This window comes from Actinomadura madurae (assembly GCF_047130825.1).
In the GTDB taxonomy this organism is placed as follows: Bacteria; Actinomycetota; Actinomycetes; order Streptosporangiales; family Streptosporangiaceae; genus Spirillospora; species Spirillospora madurae.
In genome coordinates this window covers 7,902,050-7,921,357 of the sequence record NZ_CP083237.1, presented here as the reverse complement: position 1 = coordinate 7,921,357, position 19,308 = coordinate 7,902,050, and the positions used below count along the sequence as shown (strand labels likewise).

General features: G+C 73.2%; 12 protein-coding genes. 6 read left to right on the top strand and 6 right to left on the bottom strand.

The window, feature by feature from the left end:
- Positions 1 to 6 precede the first annotated feature (6 nt).
- Complete coding sequence (locus tag K8Z49_RS36690) at positions 7 to 3,210, bottom strand: BTAD domain-containing putative transcriptional regulator (protein WP_412516313.1); 3,204 nt, start codon at positions 3,208 to 3,210, stop codon at positions 7 to 9.
- A 116-nt stretch (positions 3,211 to 3,326) separates the two neighbouring features.
- On the opposite strand from K8Z49_RS36690, the gene K8Z49_RS36685 reads away from it, so the two are divergent.
- On the top strand, positions 3,327 to 3,887 hold the full coding sequence (locus K8Z49_RS36685) for a dihydrofolate reductase family protein (RefSeq protein WP_021595117.1): 561 nt from the start codon (positions 3,327 to 3,329) through the stop codon (positions 3,885 to 3,887).
- A 23-nt stretch (positions 3,888 to 3,910) separates the two neighbouring features.
- Here the strand turns inward: K8Z49_RS36685 and K8Z49_RS36680 are convergent, their stop codons facing one another.
- Positions 3,911 to 4,813: a helix-turn-helix domain-containing protein gene (locus K8Z49_RS36680; RefSeq protein WP_244938726.1), complete on the bottom strand. Its 903-nt coding sequence runs from the start codon at positions 4,811 to 4,813 to the stop codon at positions 3,911 to 3,913.
- A complete protein-coding gene (locus tag K8Z49_RS36675) occupies positions 4,810 to 5,634 on the bottom strand; it encodes an SAM-dependent methyltransferase (RefSeq protein WP_021595115.1) in 825 nt (274 codons plus the stop codon). The genes K8Z49_RS36680 and K8Z49_RS36675 overlap by 4 nt, the downstream gene beginning before the upstream one ends.
- A 255-nt stretch (positions 5,635 to 5,889) precedes the next feature.
- Here K8Z49_RS36675 and K8Z49_RS36670 point away from each other — a divergent pair, with 255 nt between their 5' ends.
- The 3 genes from K8Z49_RS36670 (at position 5,890) to K8Z49_RS36660 (ending at position 8,720) form a co-directional block, all read left to right on the top strand.
- A complete protein-coding gene (locus K8Z49_RS36670) occupies positions 5,890 to 6,252 on the top strand; it encodes a YciI family protein (RefSeq protein ID WP_235206380.1) in 363 nt (120 codons plus the stop codon).
- A gap of 50 nt (positions 6,253 to 6,302) precedes the next feature.
- Positions 6,303 to 7,583 carry an RNA polymerase sigma factor gene (locus K8Z49_RS36665; RefSeq protein ID WP_412516312.1) on the top strand — a complete coding sequence of 427 codons (1,281 nt, stop codon included), beginning with the start codon at positions 6,303 to 6,305 and terminating at the stop codon, positions 7,581 to 7,583.
- Positions 7,584 to 7,769: 186 nt separating this feature from the next.
- Positions 7,770 to 8,720 carry a threonine/serine dehydratase gene (locus K8Z49_RS36660; RefSeq protein WP_412516311.1) on the top strand — a complete coding sequence of 317 codons (951 nt, stop codon included), beginning with the start codon at positions 7,770 to 7,772 and terminating at the stop codon, positions 8,718 to 8,720.
- A gap of 35 nt (positions 8,721 to 8,755) precedes the next feature.
- Here the strand turns inward: K8Z49_RS36660 and K8Z49_RS36655 are convergent, their stop codons facing one another.
- Both K8Z49_RS36655 and K8Z49_RS36650 read right to left on the bottom strand, forming a co-directional pair.
- Positions 8,756 to 10,087: a serine hydrolase domain-containing protein gene (locus tag K8Z49_RS36655; protein ID WP_412516310.1), complete on the bottom strand. Its 1,332-nt coding sequence runs from the start codon at positions 10,085 to 10,087 to the stop codon at positions 8,756 to 8,758.
- A gap of 132 nt (positions 10,088 to 10,219) precedes the next feature.
- Positions 10,220 to 11,218, bottom strand: a complete 999-nt coding sequence (locus K8Z49_RS36650; RefSeq protein WP_412516309.1) for an RNA polymerase sigma factor — start codon at positions 11,216 to 11,218, stop codon at positions 10,220 to 10,222.
- A 98-nt stretch (positions 11,219 to 11,316) separates the two neighbouring features.
- Between K8Z49_RS36650 and K8Z49_RS36645 the strand changes: the two genes are divergently transcribed.
- Positions 11,317 to 11,943 carry a TetR/AcrR family transcriptional regulator gene (locus tag K8Z49_RS36645; protein WP_412516308.1) on the top strand — a complete coding sequence of 209 codons (627 nt, stop codon included), beginning with the start codon at positions 11,317 to 11,319 and terminating at the stop codon, positions 11,941 to 11,943.
- Positions 11,944 to 11,989: 46 nt separating this feature from the next.
- On the opposite strand, the gene K8Z49_RS36640 is transcribed toward K8Z49_RS36645, so the two are convergent.
- Positions 11,990 to 15,364, bottom strand: a complete 3,375-nt coding sequence (locus K8Z49_RS36640; protein ID WP_412516307.1) for a pyruvate carboxylase — start codon at positions 15,362 to 15,364, stop codon at positions 11,990 to 11,992.
- Between the two features lie 291 nt (positions 15,365 to 15,655).
- Here K8Z49_RS36640 and K8Z49_RS36635 point away from each other — a divergent pair, with 291 nt between their 5' ends.
- Positions 15,656 to 19,117 (top strand): AAA family ATPase, encoded by a 3,462-nt coding sequence (locus K8Z49_RS36635; protein WP_412516306.1) that lies wholly within the window; start codon positions 15,656 to 15,658, stop codon positions 19,115 to 19,117.
- Positions 19,118 to 19,308: the final 191 nt, after the last annotated feature.

Here is a 19,308-nt window from a genome sequence, read left to right as displayed (position 1 = left end):
GACAAATCACCTATCGTCCGCCCAGACCGAGCGGCCTTCGGGCGGGACGGCCTCCGCGCGGCGCAGGATCTCCCCGGGCTCAAGGGCGGCTCCGGCGGCGAACGCGTCCGCGCGCGCCGCGTCCCCGATCCGCGCGGCGGCCCGGTCGATGTCGTCCTGTTCCACGGGCCCGGCCGGCACGCCGGCCGCCTTCCGGACGGCCGCCGCCTTCCCCAGCGCGATCGCCGCGTCGTCCGCCCGGCCCGCCAGGGACAGCGCTCCGGCCAGGCCCTCCAGGGAGCCCGCCAGGTCGCGCGGGGCCTCCAGCCGGATCGCCACGGCCAGCGCGTCCCGCTGGTAGCGGACGGCGGACACCGCGTCGCCGCGCGCCTCCGCCGCGAACCCGAGCGCGGTCTGGATCATCGGCAGGTACAGCGGCGGGAACTCCTCGGGCGACACCGCCGCCAGCATGGGCCGCAGCCGGTCCTCCGCGTCGTCCGGCCGGCCCTCGCAGCGCGCCGCCAGCCCGAGCCCGAGCTCGGCGAACGTCACGGCCTGCGCGAACCCCTGCTCGACGGCGATCCGGTGCGCCCGCCCGAACAGCCGGCGGGCGGACGCCTGGTCGCGGCGCAGATGGGCGATCCAGCCGCGCCACGCCATCCGCATGGCGACGTCCGGCCACATCCGCAGCTCCTCGGCCATCCGCTGCGCGTCGTGCTGGAGCCGCTCGGCCCGGTCGTAGTCGCCGGTCAGCTCCGCCAGCCCGCCGAGCCACTCCACCGCCTGGAGCCGCCCCCACCGGTCGCCGAGCCCGGTGAACAGGGCCTCGGCCCGCTGGGCGTCGCGCTCCAGCGCGGCCGGGTCGCCGCGGGCGTGGGCGAACATGGCGCGCTGCGCCAGCGCCGCCGCCTCGCCCCAGCGGTCGCCCAGGGCCCGGAAGCCGGCCAGCGCCTCGTCCAGGAGAACGGTGCTCGCCGTGACGTCGTCCACCTCGAACCGGGCGAAGGCCAGGAACCAGCGCGCCCAGGCCTTCAGTTCGGCGTCGCCCGTCGCGTCGGCGAGCCGGAGGGCCTCGTCGCGGCGGGCCGCCCAGTCGCCGGGGACGCCCTTCAGCACGGCCAGCCCCGCCTGCCACGCCAGCGCCCTGGCCCGCGCGGCGGGCGACCCGCCGTCCCGCGCGAGCGCCGCCTCCAGCGACCGCAGCGCCTCGGTCAGCCTGCCGCGCAGGAACCAGTACCACGCGAGCGCGTTGACCAGCCGCAACGCCTCCTCGCCCGGGGCGGCGTCGAGCGCGGCCCGCAGGTTCGGCGACTCGATGTCGAGCCCGCGGAGTTCGGCCGCCTGCTCCGCTCCCCTGAGCCGGGACTCCGCCCGTTCGGCGAGGTCCAGGTAGTAGCGGCGGTGCGCGGCCCGCGCCCGTTCGGCCTCGCCCGCCTCGGCCAGCCGCTCGGCCGCGTACGCGGCGACGGACTCCAGCAGCCGGTACCGGGGGCCCTCGCCGGGGCGCTCCGTCATCACGACCAGCGACCGGTCGACCAGCCGGACCAGCAGGTCGAGGACCTCCTCCTCGGGGACGTCCTCTCCCGCGCACACCGCCTCCGCCGACTCGGCCGCGCAGCCGTCGGCGTGCACCGCCAGCCGCCGCAGCACCGCCCGCTCCGGCCCGGTCAGCAGGTCCCAGCTCCAGTCGATCATCGCGGTGAGCGTCCGCTGCCGGGCCGGGGCGCCGCGGTGCCCGGACGACAGCAGCCGGAACCGGTCGTCGAGCCGCCGGACGAGCCCCTCCACCCCGAGCGTCCGCACCCTGGTCGCGGCCAGTTCCAGCGCGAGCGGGATGCCGTCCAGCCGCCGGCACAGCTCGCCGGCCGGACCGGCCGTCGCCTCGTCCAGCCGGAAGTCCCGCGACGCCGCCTCCGCCCGCGCCGCGAACAGCCGGACCGCGCTCGCCGCGGCCGGATCGTCCCCGTCGCCGGGCACGTCCAGCGGCGGGACCGCCCACACCACCTCGCCGGGCAGCCCGAGCGGCTCCCGGCTCGTCGCGAGCACCCGCACGCCCGGCACCCTGCGCAGCAGCAGCTCCGCCAGCCCGGCCGCCTGCTCGACCACGTGCTCGCAGTTGTCCAGGACGAGCAGCAGCCGGCGGGCGCCGAGCGCCGCCGCGAGCCGGTCCAGCGCGGCCTCCGGCGCGCCCGGCGCGTCCCGGATGTCGAGGATCGCCGTGACGACCTCCGCCAGGTCGGGGACCGTCGAGCGCTCGAAGCCCGCCAGCTCCGCCATCCACACGCCGTCGGCGAAGGCGTCCACGAGGCCGCCCGCCGTCTCGATCGCGAGCCGCGTCTTGCCGACCCCGCCCGGCCCGGTCAGCGTGACCAGCCGGTCGGTGCCGATCCGCGCCCGGATCTCCCGGACGGCCCCGTCCCGCCCGATCAGCTCCGTCGGCGGGACGGGCAGGTTCGACCGCCCGCGAGACGGAGCGGGCGCGTCCAGGCCCGGGTCCTGGCGCAGGATCGCCCGCTGGAGGTCGGCGAGCTCGGCCCCGGGATCGAGGCCCAGCTCGTCGGCGAGCAGCGTCCGGTAGCGCTCGTAGCTCTCCAGCGCCTCGTTCTGCCGCCCCGCCCGGTAGAGCGCGCGCATGTGCGCGGCCCTCAGCCGCTCCCGCAGCGGGTGCTCCTCCACCGCGTCGCCGAGGTCGGCCGCCAGCGCCCCGTGCTCGCCCAGGTCGAGCCGGACCTCGGCGTGCTCCTCCAGCGCGGTCAGCCGCAGCTCTTCCAGCCGGGTGACCGCCGCCCGGGTGAACGGCTCGTCCCGGAGGTCGGCGAACGCGGGGCCGCGCCACAGGCCCAGCGCCTCCGCGAACAGCGCCGACTTCTCCTTCGGCTCCTCCGCCCGGCGCGCCGTACCGACCAGATCCTGGAACCTGCGGGCGTCCACCCGCTCGTCGCCCGCCCCGAGCAGGTATCCGGCCGGGCGCGACTCCACCAGCGTCCGGGCGCCCGGCTCCGCGTCCTCCAGCACCCGGCGCAGCTGCGACACCTTCGCCGACAGCGCGCCCATCGGATTGCCGGGCGGCGCGTCTCCCCACAGGTCGTCGACGAGCCGGTCGGCGGGCACCGGACGGCCCTCGTGCACCAGCAGGTCCGCCAGCAGGGCCCGCACCTTCAACCCGGGCACCGGGACGAGCCCGCCCTGGTCGGTCCAGACGGCGAGCGGCCCGAGCACCCCGAAGCGCATGCGGTGACCCTAATGCGCACCGACCAGCGAAGAGAAACCGTAAGGATCCCGTAAACGGTGTCGCGCACAGTGGTCCCAGATCGCGAGACCGCGAACGATCGACCACGGAGGACACCATGCGCAAGATCATCAGCTCGACCTACATCTCGCTCGACGGCGTCATCGAGAACCCGCAGAACTGGACGTCGGCCTACTTCCAGGACGAGGCCGCGGCCTACGCGCAGGAGCTGCTGTTCTCCTGCGGCGCGCTGCTGATGGGCCGGGCGACGTTCGACGGCTTCTCGCAGGCGTGGCCGGCGATGGAGGAGGCCACCGGCGACTTCGGCGTCCGGATGAACACCCTGCCCCACTACGTCGTCTCCGACACCCTGCGCAAGCCCGGCTGGGGGGACACGACCGTCATCCCGCGCGCGGACGCCGTCGCCGAGATCACCAAGCTGAAGGAGCAGGACGGCCAGGACATCCTGCAGTACGGCTTCGGCCCCGTCTCGCGGACGCTCGTCGAGCACGGCCTGCTGGACGAACTGCGCCTGTGGATCCACCCGGTCGTCGTCGGCACCGGCGACCCGGCGGAGCTGCTCACCCGCGAGGACTTCTCCGCGACCTTCGAGCTGGCCGGCACGACGACGTTCGAGACCGGCGTCATCGTCGCGACCTACGTGCCCGCGAAGAAGTAGCCCGCGAAGAAGTAGCCCGCGCGTCAGCGGAGCCGGGACAGGACGTCCCGCAGGATCGCGGCGGTCCGGGCCGGCCGCTCGGCCTGGACCCCGATGCGGTTCATGACGTCCCGGTACCGGGTGATGTCGGACGGCCGGTCGGGGTAGAGGGCGCCGGTGAGCTGCTCCAGGTAGACCACGTCGGGCAGTTCGGGCTCGGCGAACCGCAGCAGCGTCACCGGCCCGCTCTCCGCCGCGTGGCCGCCGGAGGCGAACGGCAGGATCTGCATGGTGATGTGCGGCAGCTCCGCCATCTCGATCAGGTGCTCGATCTGGGCGCGCATGACCGCGGTGCCGCCGACCGTCCGGCGCAGCGCCGCCTCGTCCAGGATCGCCCACAGCCGCAGCGGGTCGGCGCGCTCGAAGACGCGGCGGCGGCGCGCCCGCAGCTCGGCCCGGCGGTCGATCTCCTCCTGCGGCGCGTCGGGGTACCGCGCCGCGATCAGGGCGCGGGCGTAGCCGGGGGCCTGCAGCAGCTCGGGGATCTCGTGGACGGCGTAGACGCGGACGAGCACCGCGCCCTGTTCGAGGCCGAGGTACGGCTCGAACCACCCGGGGACGAGGTCGCCGTACTGCTGCCACCATCCCGGTGTGTTTGCGTGTTCGGCCAGTTCCATGAGCGGCTCGCGAAGGTCGGGTTCGGTCACGCCGTAGAGGGTCAGCAGGTCGGCGACGTCGCGCTCCTTGAACCCGACGCGCCCGAGCTCCATCCGGCTGATCTTGGAGTGGGAGCCGCGGATCTCGTAGCCGGCGGCCTCGGTGGAGATGCCGGCGGCCTCCCGGAACCGGCGCAGCTGCGCGCCCACCACCATGCGCAGCACCGTCGGGCCCGCCGTCCGGAGGCCGGGGTCGACGCGGGCGGGTTCGCGGGGTTCGGCGGGGCTCACGAGGCCTTGCGCCCCACGGCGCAGAACTCGTCGACGTCGTCCGGCTCACCGGCCGGCTCCGGCTCGGCGCGCCACCGCGACACCGGCACCACGCCGGGCTCCAGCAGCTCCAGCCCCGCGAAGAAGCCGCCGATCAGCTCGGGCGTGCGCAGGTGGTAGGGAGTGTCGCCGGCGCGGTTCCACAGGTCGATCGCGGTGCGGAACGCCTCGCCGGTGATGACGTCGGTGCCGTCCGCGACCACGAGGTGGCTGCCCGGGGGCAGCCCGCCGAGGAGGCGGCGGACGATGGAGCGCGCCTCGTCGTAGTCCGCGACGTGCCCGAGGATGTTCAGCAGCATCAGCCCGACGGGCCGGTCGAGGTCGAGCGTGCGGGCGGCCTCGGCGAGGATGCGGTCGGGGTCCCGCATGTCGGCGTCGATGTAGTCGGTGGCGCCCTGCCGGGTGCCGGTGAGCAGCGCGCGGGCGTGCGCGAGGACGAGCGGGTCGTTGTCGACGTAGACGATGCGGGCGTCGGGCGCGACGCGCTGCGCCACCTCGTGGGTGTTGTCGACCGTCGGCAGGCCGGTGCCGACGTCCAGGAACTGCCGGACGCCCGCCTCGCCGGCCAGGTACCGGACGACGCGGGAGAGGAAGGTCCGCGAGTGCTTGGCGATGTCGACGATCTGGGGGTAGACGGCGATGAACTCGTCGCCGGCCGCGCGGTCGGCGGGGTAGTTGTCCTTGCCGCCCAGCCAGTAGTTCCAGATGCGCGCGGAGTGCGGCACCGTGCCGTCGATCTCGGGGACGGGCGGAACGCCGGCACCCGGGGCCGGTTCTCCCACGGGACGCCTCCTCGACGCGCAAGAAACCTTCCTTCGGAGAAGAAGTTACTCGGCGGGAGCCCGCTTGCCCACCGGCCCGGCACATCCTGTTCCGTCCTAGTCCGCCCGGGTTTACTGAACTTCTCTGGCAGACACGGTCCTGACCTGGCACGATCCGGTTCCGGCGAAGAAATCCGGAGAAAGTCCGGCCGGAATGTCGATCCGGTCACCCCTTCTTCGACGCGTCAGCGAGAGGCCGGGAGGAGCCCGGCGGACATGAGGAGGCACACGATGCGGTTCCTGATGATGACGACGGACGCCGACGACACCCCGCCGGACGAGAAGATGCAGGCCGAGATGGGCCGGTTCATCGAGGAGATGTCCAAGTCCGGGGTCCTGCTCGCGACCGGCGGGCTGGAGCCGAGGGGCACCTACATCAAGTCGTCCGGCGGGAAGGTCACCGTCACCGACGGCCCGTTCACCGAGGCGAAGGAGAGCGTCGTCGGGTTCGCGCTGGTCGAGGTGCGGTCCCGCGAGGAGGCGATCGAGCTGTCCTCGCGGTTCTACTCGATCGTCGGGGACGGCGAGGGCGTCATCAAGCAGGTCTTCGGGCCGGGCGACCCGTTCCCCGGGGAGTGAGCGCCCGCTGAGCTTGCGCGGCGGCCGGTGCGGGTGCTCTCATCGGCGGCGTGACGGATTCGAGCAGGTCCGACGTGCACGCGCGCGTCGACGCGGTGTGGCGGCTGGAGGCCGCCCGCATCATCGCCGGCCTCGCCCGGATGGTGCACGACGTCGGGCTCGCCGAGGAACTCGCGCAGGACGCGCTGGTCGCCGCGCTCGAACAGTGGCCGGAGTCGGGCGTCCCGGACAACCCGGGCGCCTGGCTCATGGCTGTCGGCAAGCGCCGCGCCATCGACCGGATCCGGCGGCTCCGGCGGCTGGAGGACAGGATCGAGGAGATCGGCCGCGACCTGGAGAGCCGGCCGCCGCCGGAGTTCGACGTGCCGGACGACGAGCACATCGAGGACGACGTGCTGCGGCTGATCTTCACCGCCTGCCACCCGGTCCTGTCCACGCAGGCGCGGGTCGCGGTGACGCTCCGGATGCTCGGCGGCCTCACCACCGACGAGATCGCGCGCGCGTTCCTCGTCTCCGAGCCGACCGTGGCCCAGCGGATCGTCCGGGCGAAGCGGACGCTGTCGGAGGCGGGCGTGCCGTTCGAGGTCCCGGAGGGGCCGGACCGCGCCGCGCGGCTGTCGTCCGTCCTGGAGGTCGTCTACCTGATCTTCAACGAGGGGTACGCGGCCACCGCCGGCGACGCCTGGGTGCGGGCCGACCTGTGCCGGGAGGCGCTGCGCCTCGGCCGCGTCCTCGCCGAGCTGGCCCCCGGCGAGCCCGAGGTGCACGGGCTGGTCGCGTTGATGGAGATCCAGGCGTCGCGGACCCGGGCGCGCACCGGGCCGTCCGGCGAGCCCGTCCCGATCCAGGAGCAGGACCGCGGGCGCTGGGACCGGCTCCTCATCCACCGCGGGTTCGCCGCCCTGCTCCGCGCCAAGGCCATCGGCGAGCCGCCGGGCCCCTACGTCCTCCAGGCCGCGATCGCCGCGAGCCACGCGCAGGCGGCCACCGCCGAGGACACCGACTGGACGCAGATCGCGTCCCTCTACGAGATCCTCGCGACCGTGGCGCCGTCCCCGGTCGTGGAGCTGAACCGCGCGGTCGCGGTCGGCATGGCGCACGGCCCGGAGAAGGGCCTGGAGATCGCCGACTCCCTGGTGGACGAGCCGCCGCTGCGCGACCACCACCTGCTGGCGAGCGTCCGCGGCGACCTGCTCGCCCGCCTCGGCCGGGCGGACGAGGCCCGCGCGCAGTTCGAGCGCGCCGCGGAGCTCACCCGCAACACGCCCGAACGCCGGGTCCTGCTGGACCGCGCCGCCGCCCTCAGTAGGCCTTCGGCCGAAACGAGCTGACGATCTCCCCGAGTCCTGGAAGTCGACCGCCTGGTCACCGCCGCCCGCCGCGGCGTCGCGCCGCGCCCGGTTGGTGAGCGCGAGCCGCTGGCCGTCCTCGCACCACTCGCTGACCGCTGGGTCGCCGTACCGTTGGTCATGTCCCAAACTGGGATTGGCTACTGATGCCTCGGAGAGGAACCCCCGGTGATCGCACATTCGGACGTCCAGGCCGCGGCGGACCGCGTCGCGGGCCGCATCCGGCGCACGCCGCTGATCGAGGTCGACCCGGCCCCGCTCGCCCCCGCCGGGCGGACGTGGCTGAAGCTCGAACTGACGCAGCACACCGGGTCGTTCAAGGCGCGCGGCGCGTTCAACCACATCCTGGCGGCGCGGGACGAGGGACGGCTGCCCGGCGTCGGCGTCGTCGCGGCCTCGGGCGGCAACGCCGGCCTGGCGTTCGCGTACGCGGCGGCGGAGGTGGGCGTCCCCGCCGAGGTGTTCGTCCCGGAGACCGCGCCCGCGGTGAAGGTCGCCCGGCTGCGCGCCCTCGGCGCCGCGGTCGTCCAGGTCGGCACCCGGTACGCCGAGGCGCAGGACGCCGCGACCAAGCGGGCCGCCGACACCGGCGCCCTGTTCTGCCACGCCTACGACCTGCCCGCCGTGTGCGCCGGGCAGGGCACCCTCGGCGCCGAGGTCCTGGAGCAGACCGGCGGCGAGGCCGACACCGTGCTGCTGGCGGTCGGCGGCGGAGGGCTGATGGCGGGCGTCGCCGCCGCCCTCGAAGGGACGGCGCGCGTCGTCGGCGTGGAGCCCGAGACCATCCCGACCCTGGAGCGCGCCCTGCACGCCGGGCGCCCGGTCGACGTGGACGTCTCCGGGATCGCCGCCGACTCCCTCGGCGCCACCCGGCTCGGCGACATCGCGTTCGCCGTCGCGTCCCGCACCGGGGTGCGGCCGGTCCTCGTCACGGACGAGGCGATCATCGAGGCCCGCCGGTTCCTGTGGGCCGAGTACCGGCTGGTCGTCGAGCACGGCACCGCCGCCGCGGTCGCCGCGCTGCGCACCGGCGCCTACCGCCCGGCCCCGGGCGAACGGGTCGTGGTCGTCCTGTGCGGCGCGAACACCGACCCGTCCGACCTCGCCCTCAGCCCGTGAGGTGCCCCTGGGCTCCGCCGGCGGTCAGCGGCGGTTCACCGGGGGGCGCGGAGGGACTGGAGCGGTAGCAGGCGGAGGGGGCGCTCGGCGGCGGTCGAGCGGGTGGCGGCCTGGGTGCCGCAGAGCGCCTCCACCACGTGCGCGCCCAGCGCGTTGTCGATCGGGTGCGGGACGGGCGTGCCGTTCGCGTTGAGCTGCTGGTACTTCATCAGGTTGAGGGCCAGCGAGATCTGCCGCGCGCCACCGGCGGACGACAGCGACTGGGTACCGGCGCCGAAGACGGCGCCGTCGTGGCCCCAGAACGTCCCGCAGGGCAGGTCGAGGGAGTACAGCCCGAGCCCGTAGTTCATCAGGAGGTTGCCGTCGGCGTCCTTCACCGGGACGGTCCGCTTCATCTGCGCCAGCGTGTTCGTGCCGATGAGGCCGCCGGTGAGGAGCCTGCGGTAGAAGCGGTTGAGGTCGTCCATGGTGGAGACCAGCTCGCCGGCCGTCCAGGCCCAGCTCATGTCGTAGGTGCTGTAGTCACGTGGTGGTTTCACGTGCTGGTACAGCGATTCGTACATACGCGAGTGGGGTCCGGAGATCCAGGGCGAGGACGGGAAGTAGGTGTGCTTCAGCCCGGCCTTGGCGATGACGTTCCGGGTGATGTACTTCTCCGCCTTGGTCCCGGTCACCTTCTCCAGGATCCGCCCGGCGATGATGTAGTTGGTGTTGGAGTACGACCAGCGCTCGCCCGGCTCACCGGTTCGCGGCGCCTGGAGTCCCCACTTGACGAGCCGCTCGGGCCGGACGTCGCGGAAGCGGAACTCGTCCAGGCTCGCGGGCGACAGCTCCATGAACGACGGGAACGCCGTGCCGACGTAGTCACCGATGCCGCTGGTGTGGTTGAGGAGCATCCGCACCGTGATCTGCCGGCCGAGCGGCCGTGGAACGAGGTCGGGCGCGTACCAGGCGATCGGAGCGTCGAGGCTGACGCGGCCCCTCTCCACCTGCTGAAGGAGCGCCGTGGCGACGAACGACTTGGTGATGCTGCCGACCCGCTGCCGCATGGTCGAGGTGACCGGGCGGCCGGTGTCGACGTCCGCGACGCCGGACGCTCCGTCCCACGAGGTGTTGCCGTCCCGGGCCTCGGAGAAGATCCCGTACATGCCCGCGTCGTGGGTGGCGTCCAGCGTCGCGCGCAGCTTCGCCGGGTCGAACGGCATCGTCGACGCGCCGGGCCGCGCGGTGGCGACCGGACCGGGCGCCGCCGCCGTCGCGGGCGCCTGTGCCAGGGCGAGGGTCAGCGCCAGTGCGCCGCCGGCCGCGGCTCCCCGCACCGCACGGGTGCCCGTGAGCCGCCCCAGCCGTCCCGACCGCCTCGCCATCGTCTCCCCACCCGCCGGATACTCGAGAGATCATCCACTCTCTCACCCCGGCGGGGGAAAATCCGTCCGCAACCACGAAAAAGCGGTGAGCATCACCCGGGGGCGACACGGGTGCCGCCCCCTGGGTGACGGTCAGCTGAGCAGGTCGGCGAGGGTCTCCCTGCGGGACGGGTGGCGCAGCTTGTGCATGCCCTTCGACTCGATCTGCCGGATGCGCTCGCGCGTCACCCCGTAGACCTTGCCGACCTCCTCAAGGGTCTTGGGCTCGCCGCCGGACAGCCCGAACCGCAGCGAGATCACGCCCGCCTCGCGCTCGGTGAGCGTCTCCAGGACGGCGTCGAGGCGCCCGCGCAGCATCGAGGACGCGACGACGTCGGCGGGGTCGCCGCCGTCCGGGTCCTCGATGACGTCGCCGAGCTCGCCGTCGCCGTCCTCGCCGAGCGGGGTGTGCAGGGACAGCGGCTCCCGGGACTGCCGGCGCAGCCAGTCGACCTTCTCCGGCGTGACGTCCAGCTCGGCGGCCAGCTCCTGCGAGGTCGGCTCGCGGCCGAGGTCCTGCATCATCCGCCGCCGCACCCGCGTCATCCGGTTCAGCACCTCCACGACGTGCACGGGGATGCGGATCGTCCGGCTCTGGTCGGCGAGGGCGCGGCTGATCGCCTGCTTGATCCACCAGACGGCGTAGGTGGAGAACTTCAAGCCGCGGCGGTACTCGAACTTCTCCACGGCGCGGATCAACCCGAGGTTGCCCTCCTGGACGAGGTCGTTCAGCGGCAGGCCGTGGCCCATGTAGCGCTTGGCCAGTGAAACGACGAGGCGGAGGTTCGCCTCGACCATGTGCTCCTTGGCACGGCGCCCGTCGGCGGCGATCCACTCCAGGTCCTGCTTGTCCTGGAGGCTCAGCTCGTCGCCGAGGGTTTCGAGACGCTCTCGGGCGAACAGGCCGGCCTCGATGCGCTTGGCCAGGTCGACCTCCTGCTCGGCGGTGAGCAGTGCGGTGCGCCCGATGCGGGAGAGGTAGTCCTTCATCGGGTCGACGAGGGTCACGGTGGCGCGGAGGGACGCGCTCGGCGCGTGGCTGGCGTTCAGGGCGGTGTCCTTTGCTCGTCCTGCCGGGAGGGAACGGGTCACCCGATCTCGGTACCCGCCTGCCCTGTGACATAAACTTAGAACGGACCTAGAACTATGTCAACTATAAATTTAGGTCGAGCTGTGAGAGGATGGCGGGCATGGGACTGCGGGAGATGAAGAAGCGGCAGACACGGCAGAACATCTCGAACCAGGCGACGCGCCTGTTCATGCGGCACGGCTTCGACCGGGTGACGATCGCCGACGTCGCCGCGGCGGCCCAGGTGGCGAAGATGACCGTCACCAACTACTTCCCGCGCAAGGAGGACCTGGCCCTCGACCTGCACGAGGAGTTCGTCGCGCTCCTGGCCCGCACGGTCGCCGGACGGGCGCCGGGCGAATCGGCGCTGACAGCCCTCCGCCGGGCCTTCCTGGAGGCCGTCGCCAAGCACGACGCCGTGATCGGGTTCTCCGGCCCCGACTTCGCCCGCATGATCGTGGAGAGCCCGGCGCTGGTGGCGCGGCTCCGCGAGTTCCACGAGGAGCGGGAGGACGCCCTCGCCGCCGTCCTGGCCGAGGAGACGGGCGCCGGGCCGGACGAGGTCCTCCCCCGCCTCGTCGCCGCGCAGGTCGGCGGGGTCCACCGCGTCCTGTTCCAGGAGATCCTCGGCCGGACCCTCGACGGTGAGACGAACGACGAGATCGCGGCCGCGCTGACCGAGTCCGCGACAACCGCCTTCGACCTTCTGGAACCGTCCCTGGGCGCCTACGCGATCCGCAGGCCGTAGCGCGCGCCGCGAACCGCGGGCGGTGGCGCCCAGGACCGGCTCACGGCTACTCCTGGATCACGAGGAGGAGATCGCCCGCCTGGACCGGGGTGGCCTCCGGGACGGCCAGCCGCGCGACGGTGCCGCCCACGGGAGCGGTGATGGCGGCCTCCATCTTCATCGCCTCGATGGTGGCGACGACGTCCCCGGCCGCGACCTCCTCGCCCTTGGCGACCCGCAGCGTGACGGAGCCGTCGAAGGGCGCGGCGACGTGGCCGGGCTCCGCGGGGTCGGCGCGCTCGACCGGCGGCGCGTCCGACACGACGGACTTGTCGCGCACGGACAGGGTGCGGAGCTGCCCGTTCACCGTGCAGATGACCTGCCGGACGCCGGCCTCGTCGATGTCGCCGACCGCCTCCAGCCCGGCGAGGACGCGCACGCCGGGTTCGAGGTCGAACGCGACCTCGTGGCCCGTGCGCAGCCCGTAGAGGAACGGGCCGGTCGGCAGGAGGGACAGGTCGCCATAGGCCGCACGGGCTTCCCGGTAGTCCTTCGCGGGGCCGGGGAAGAGCAGGCGGTCGAGGGTGTCGCGCACGTCCGGACCGTCCAGGGCCTTCTCTTCGGCTCCGTCCAGCTCGGCACGGGCGGGCGTGTACTGCCGTCCCGCAAGGGCCTTGGTGCGGAACGGCTCGGGCCAGCCACCCGGAGGGTCGCCCAGCTCGCCGTTCAGGAACCCGATGACGCTGTCCGGGATGTCGTAGCGGTCGGGGTTCTCGGCGAAGTCGTCCGGGTCGGCGCCCGCGGCGACGAGGTGCAGGGCCAGGTCGCCGACGACCTTGCTGGACGGGGTGACCTTCACGAGCCGCCCGAGGATCGCGTCGGCCGCCGCGTACAGGCGCTCGATCTCCTCGAAGCGGTCGCCGAGGCCGAGCGCGACCGCCTGCTGCCGCAGGTTCGACAGCTGGCCGCCCGGGATCTCGTGCTGGTAGACGCGTCCGGTCGGCGACGGAAGGCCCATCTCGAACGGCGCGTAGAGCTTCCGGACGGCCTCCCAGTACGGCTCCATGACGGTCAGCGCGTCCAGGTCGATGCCGGTCGCGTGGTCGGTGAAGTCGGTCGCGGCCACGATCGCCTGCAGGGGCGGCTGGCTCGTGGTGCCCGACAGCGGGGCCGCGGCACCGTCGACGGCGTCGACACCCGCTTCGATAGCGGCGATGTAGGTGCCGATCTGGCCGCCGGCCGTGTCATGGGTGTGCAGGTGGACGGGCAGGTCGAACCGGTCGCGGAGTGCCTTCACCAGTGTGCGCGCGGCAGGGGCGCGAAGGAGGCCGGCCATGTCCTTGATGCACAGGATGTGGACGCCCGCTTCGACGAGTTCCTCTGCGAGCCGCAAGTAGTAGTCGAGCGTGTAGAGCCGTTCGCCCGGGGCCGACAGGTCGCCGGTGTAGCAGAGGGTTCCTTCGACCAGCGCGTGGGTTTGAAGCGCGGCGTCAATGGCCGGCCGCATGCGTTCGACGTCGTTGAGGGCGTCGAACACCCGGAAGATGTCGACGCCCGTACTGGCCGCCTCCTTCACGAAGGCGCGCGCCACCGAGTCGGGGTACGGGGTGTAGCCGACCGTGTTGCGCCCACGCAGGAGCATCTGGATGCACAGGTTGGGCGCGGCTTCCCGGATCGCGGCCAGCCTGTCCCAGGGCGACTCGCCCAGGAAGCGAAGGGCGACGTCGTACGTCGCACCGCCCCAGGCCTCGACGGACAGCAGCTCCGGCGTCATGCGGGCGAGGTAGGGCGCGGCCGCCAGCAGGTCGTAGGTGCGCACTCGCGTGGCGAGGAGCGACTGATGGGCGTCACGGAACGTCGTGTCGGTGACGGCCAGGGCGTTCTGGTTCCGGAGCCGCTCGGCGAACGCGCGCGGGCCGAGCGCCAGCAGCCGGTCGCGTGAGCCCTCCGGGAACGGGCCGTCCAGGTCGAGCGGCGGCAGCTTCGTCGCCGGGTCCAGGTCCGTGGGCGCATCACCGTGCGGCTTGTTGACGGTGACGTCCGCCAGGTACCGGACGAGCCGTGTGGCGCGGTCACCGCTGGAACGGGCCGTGAGCAGGTCGGGATGGTCGGCGATGTAGGACGTCGTGACCCCGCCCGCACGGAAGTCGGGCTCGTCCAGCAGCGCCCGCAGGAACGGGATGTTGGACGCGACACCGCGGATGCGGAACTCGGCGACGGCCCGGCGCGCCCGCCGCACGGCCTCCTCGAACGTCCGGCCGCGGCAGGTCAGCTTCACCAGCAGCGAGTCGAAGTGCGGGGAGACGATCGCGCCGCCGTAGGCCGTCCCGGTGTCGAGGCGCACCCCGGCGCCGCCCGGCGACCGGTAGGCCGAGATCTTCCCGGTGTCGGGGCGGAACCCGTTCGCGGGGTCCTCGGTCGTGATGCGGCACTGCACGGCGAAGCCGCTCACGCTCACCTGGTCCTGCGCGATGCCGAGGTCGGCGAGGGTCTCGCCGCCCGCGATGCGCAGCTGGCTCTGCACCAGGTCGACGCCGGTGACCTCCTCGGTCACGGTGTGCTCGACCTGGATGCGCGGGTTCATCTCGATGAACACGTGCTCGCCGCGGTCGTCCACGAGGAACTCGACCGTGCCCGCGTTCTCGTACCCGATCTCCCGGGCGAACCGGACCGCGTCGTCGCAGAGCCGCCGCGCCACGTCCGGGTCCAGCCGCGGCGCGGGCGCGATCTCCACGACCTTCTGGTGGCGGCGCTGCACCGAGCAGTCGCGCTCGCGCAGATGGACGACGCTCCCGGCGCCGTCCGCGAGGATCTGCACCTCGATGTGGCGGGGGCGGTCGACCGCCTGCTCCAGGAACACCGTCGGGTCGCCGAACGCGCTCTCGGCCTCGCGGCGCGCCGTGTCGACGGCGGCCTCCAGCTCCTCGCGGTGGTCGACGCGGCGCAGCCCCCGCCCGCCGCCGCCCGCCGCGGCCTTCACGAAGAGCGGGAACCCGACCTCGTCGGCCGCCTCCAGCTCCCGCCCCGGCTCCGGCGTCGCCGAGCGCAGCACCGGCAGGCCCGCCCGCCGCGCCGCCGCGACCGCCTCGATCTTGTTGCCGGCCAGGCTCAGCACGCGGGACGGCGGGCCGACGAACCTGATCCCGTTGCGCTCGCACGCCTTCGCCAGCTCGGGGCTCTCCGACAGGAACCCGTACCCGGGGTAGACGGCGTCGGCGCCCACCCGCAGCGCGGTCTCCACGATGCCGTCCACGTCCAGGTAGGCGCGGACGGGGTGGCCGTGCTCGCCGATCTCGTACGCCTCGTCGGCCTTCTGCCGGTGCAGGGACAGCCGGTCCTCGTGGGCGTAGACGGCGACGCTGGCGATGCCGAGTTCGTAGGCCGCGCGGAAGGCGCGCACGGCGATCTCGCCCCGGTTGGCGACGAGCAGCTTTGCGATCACGTAACTCTCCCAGACGGGCGGGCACAGGCTGAATCCTCGGATACCTACCCAGTTGAACGGTTCGGCGAGCACCGGGAACCGATCGTGGTTTGTGAACAAAGTGATAGATCGCGTTTACTGAGAAATTTGCACGGTTCTTTCGGCGCGTCCGGGTGTGTCCGGGTGTGTCCGGCGACCTGCTGGAACGCGGGGCCGTCCCGGCGTCCGGGACCGTCTCGGCGTCCGGGGCCCCTGGCGACGCCGCGCTCGTTAGGCTGTTCCGCCGGGGTTGTGTGCTTTGAGAGGAACGCGGTGCGGCTGCCGGAACATCTGGAACTGCTCGTCTCGGACGAGCCCGTCCTCGACTTCTACGCGGCGGGACCGTGGCGCGTTCCGGACGGGCTGTTCGACCAGATCCGCGACCGGATCGACGCCCTCGCCGCCGACTCGCGCAGCCTCCCGCTCACCACCGACCACCACGCGCTGATGGCCAACCCGGCCCCGCTGGTCGTCGCCGAGATGATGACCCTGTTCGGCTTCCTGCAAGGCGCCGCGACCGTCCTGTCCGGGTCGAGCACGAAGCTGTTCCACGAGGTCTTCGGACGTCTCCTGACCGAACCGCTCGACCCTCAGCAGAACAGCGTCGACTGGAGTGCGGGCTCGGGCGCGTTCCGGCCGTTCGACTGGCTTGAGGAGTCCGGCGACCAGGACCTCTCCCTCACCCTCGCCCGCGAGGCGCTCACCGTGTTCGAGGGCCTCGAACCGATCGAGGCCCGGCGGCAGGCGCTGGTCAAGCTCTTCGAGACCCCTCCCCCGGGCGAGTGGCTCTCGCGACCGCTGGAGGAAAGGCGCGACCTGTGGGCCGCCCAGGCGGACGACGAGACCATCGCCGTCCTGCCCGAACTGGCCGGCCCCATCGGCTACCTGGAATGGGTGTGCTCGGGGCTCCTTCCCGTACACGAGCACCTGCGCAACGTCGCCCCGCATGAGGAAACCGTCGACGAGCTGCTCGTCCACCTGCTGTTGCAGGCCGGGCTCAAGCAGGTGCCCGCCGAGCTGTCGACCGTCCTGACCGAAGACCAGTACGGCGCGCTGCTCGCACACTTCGACGACACCCGCGGCTCCTTCGACCCGGACCCCTGGTCCCTCGGCGAATGGGCGTGGCTCGCGCGCGCCCTCGGCGCCGGCGCCATCGACGCCTGCCGCGGCTGGCTCGACATGGCGACGCGCTTCACCGGCGTCGTCCAGGGGCTCCCCGGCCCCGCCGGCGCTCCCGACCCCGCGTGGATCCCGATCGCGGGGTTCCAGAAGGACGTCCGGCGCCTGTTCGCGCCGCGCCGCCGGATGGTCAACCCGCTCGCCGCCAGCCTCGGCAAGGCCGCCGCGTCCCGTCCCCGCGGCGCCCGCCGCCCCCCGATCACGACCGGCCTGATCGGCCAGCCGGACGTCGTGGCCGCGCTGGAGGAGATCGCCGACGGCACCGGCCCCGTCCGGCTGATGATCGTCGGCCCGGACGGCACCGGCAAGCGGGACGCCGCCCAGGAGATCGCGCGGCTCGTCCAGCGGCACGGCATCACCGAGGAGCCCCTCTGGCTGGCCGACGACTTCTTCGCCGCCAAGGAGGTCTCCGCCGCGACCATCCACCTCTACAACGACGCGCGCGACTGCGCCGGAACGCGGCTGATGGTCATCGACGGCCTGGACGACATGTCCCGCGACACGCAGAGCGGCGAGGCCATCGTCGAACAACTGCACCGGGCCCTCGACGTCCACGACGACCTCCACGTCGTGGCTCTGTGCGAGCCCGGCGGGGACGCGCGCATCCGCGAGGTGAACCCCGGGCTCGCCCTGCGGTTCCAGGTCGTCAGGACGCACCCGTTCACCGCCGAGGGGTACTCGGAGCTGTTCAACCGGGCCGTCCAGCAGCGCGGGGCGCGCGCCCACAAGCGCGCCCTGACCGCCGCGGGACAGCTCCTCGCCCGCACGCCGCCCGTCCGGAACCTGCGCAACGCCCGCCTCGCCCAGCGGCTGGCCGACATCGTCGTCGAAGCCGTCCGTGAGCGGACCGAGCCCGGCCAGGAACTCGTCGTCAAGCGCCCGGACGTCCCCGCCTCGTTCGACACGCCCGCCGACGACCCGATGGCCGAACTCGACGCCCTGGTGGGCCTCGGCACCGTCAAGCACGAGATCGAGCTCATCATCGCCGGCGCGAAGGCCGCGAAGCTGCGCGGCGACGCCGGGCTGCCCGTCCCCGCGGGCCCGGCCCGGCACATGGTCTTCACCGGCAACCCCGGCACCGGCAAGACCGTCGTCGCGCGCCTCTTCGCCCGCGTCCTCAAGGACCTCGGCGTCCTGTCCTCGGGCCACCTGGTCGAGACGTCCCGGTCCGGGCTCATCGGACGCTACATCGGCGAGACCGCCGTGAAGACCCGCCAGGTCGCCCAGCGCGCCGTCGGCGGCGTGCTGTTCATCGACGAGGCGTACGCCCTCACCCAGTCCGACCTGGACGACGACTACGGCCCCGAGGCCATCGCCGAACTCCTGAAGGTCATGGAGGACAACCGGGACGACCTCGTCGTCATCGTCGCGGGCTACGACCGCGAGATGCAGCGCTTCCTCACCTCCGACCCCGGCCTGGCGTCCCGCTTCCCGACCATCGTCCGGTTCCCCGACTTCACCGACGCCCAGCTGATCGAGATCTTCACCGCCCAGACGGCGGCCGCCGGGCTGGCACCGTCCGACGCCACCGCCGGCAAGGTCGCCGAGCTGCTCCGCCGCGCCCCGCGCGGGCGCTCCTTCGGCAACGCCCGCGCGATGCGCAACCTCGTGGAGCGCGCCACCGCCCTCCAGGCCCGCCGCGTCACCGCCCTGCGCAAGCCCACCCCGGACGACCTCGCCGCCCTCCTGCCCGCCGACATCCCGGACACCCTGACCGGCACCACCCGCGTGCGGCCCGTCACCGACCCGCTCGCCGAACTCGACGCGCTCATCGGCCTCGCCGCCGTCAAGGAGGAGGTGCACCGCCTCGCCGCCGAGGCCCGCGCCGCCGACCTGCGCCGCGCCGCCGGCCACCCGGTCCCCGTCCCCACCCGGCACATGGTCTTCACCGGCAATCCCGGCACCGCCAAGACCACCGTCGCCCGCCTGATCGCCTCGGTGTACGCGCAGCTCGGCCTGCTCTCGTCCGGCCACCTGGTCGAGGCCGCCCGCGCCGACCTGGTCGGCCCCTACCTGGGCCAGACGGCGCCCCGCGTCCGGGCGGCCGTGGAGCAGGCCCTCGGCGGCGTCCTCTTCATCGACGAGGCCTACTCCCTCACCGGCGACACCTACAGCCAGGAGGCCGTCTCCACCCTCGTCCAGCTGATGGAGGAGTACCGCGGCGACCTGGTGGTCATCGTGGCCGGCTACGAGCGCGAGATGACGGCCTTCCTGACCGCGAACTCGGGCCTGAAGTCCCGCCTCCCCAAGCACCTCACGTTCCCCGACTACACCGACGAGGAACTGGTGGCCATCTTCACCCGCATGGCCGCCCAGGAGGGCCTCACCCTCACCCCGGACGTCCGCACCCGCCTGCGCGAGATCCTCCGGGAGATCCCCCGCGACACGACCTTCGGCAACGGCCGCCTCATGCGGAACATCCTGGACACGGCCCTGGCGATCCAGTCCACCCGCCTGACCGACACGTCGGACCCGCAGGCCCTGACCACCCTCCACCCCGCCGACCTGACCCCGCCCAAGGGTGCTCCCCAGAAGAACGTCGGCCTCTACCTCTAGCCCCCTGTCAGAGAGTTCGCTGGCGGCGAAGGTGTGGCGAGCATCTTCCGCACGGAGTCCAGCGTCCCACCCTTGATCCGCCCGAGGCACGCGGCGGCGGCCGGAACCGGACGACGCTAAACGGAACGATCACTCGGAATAGCGCCAAGGATCTTGCGGTTGCAACTACCGTGCGAGATCCGGCGACCCGG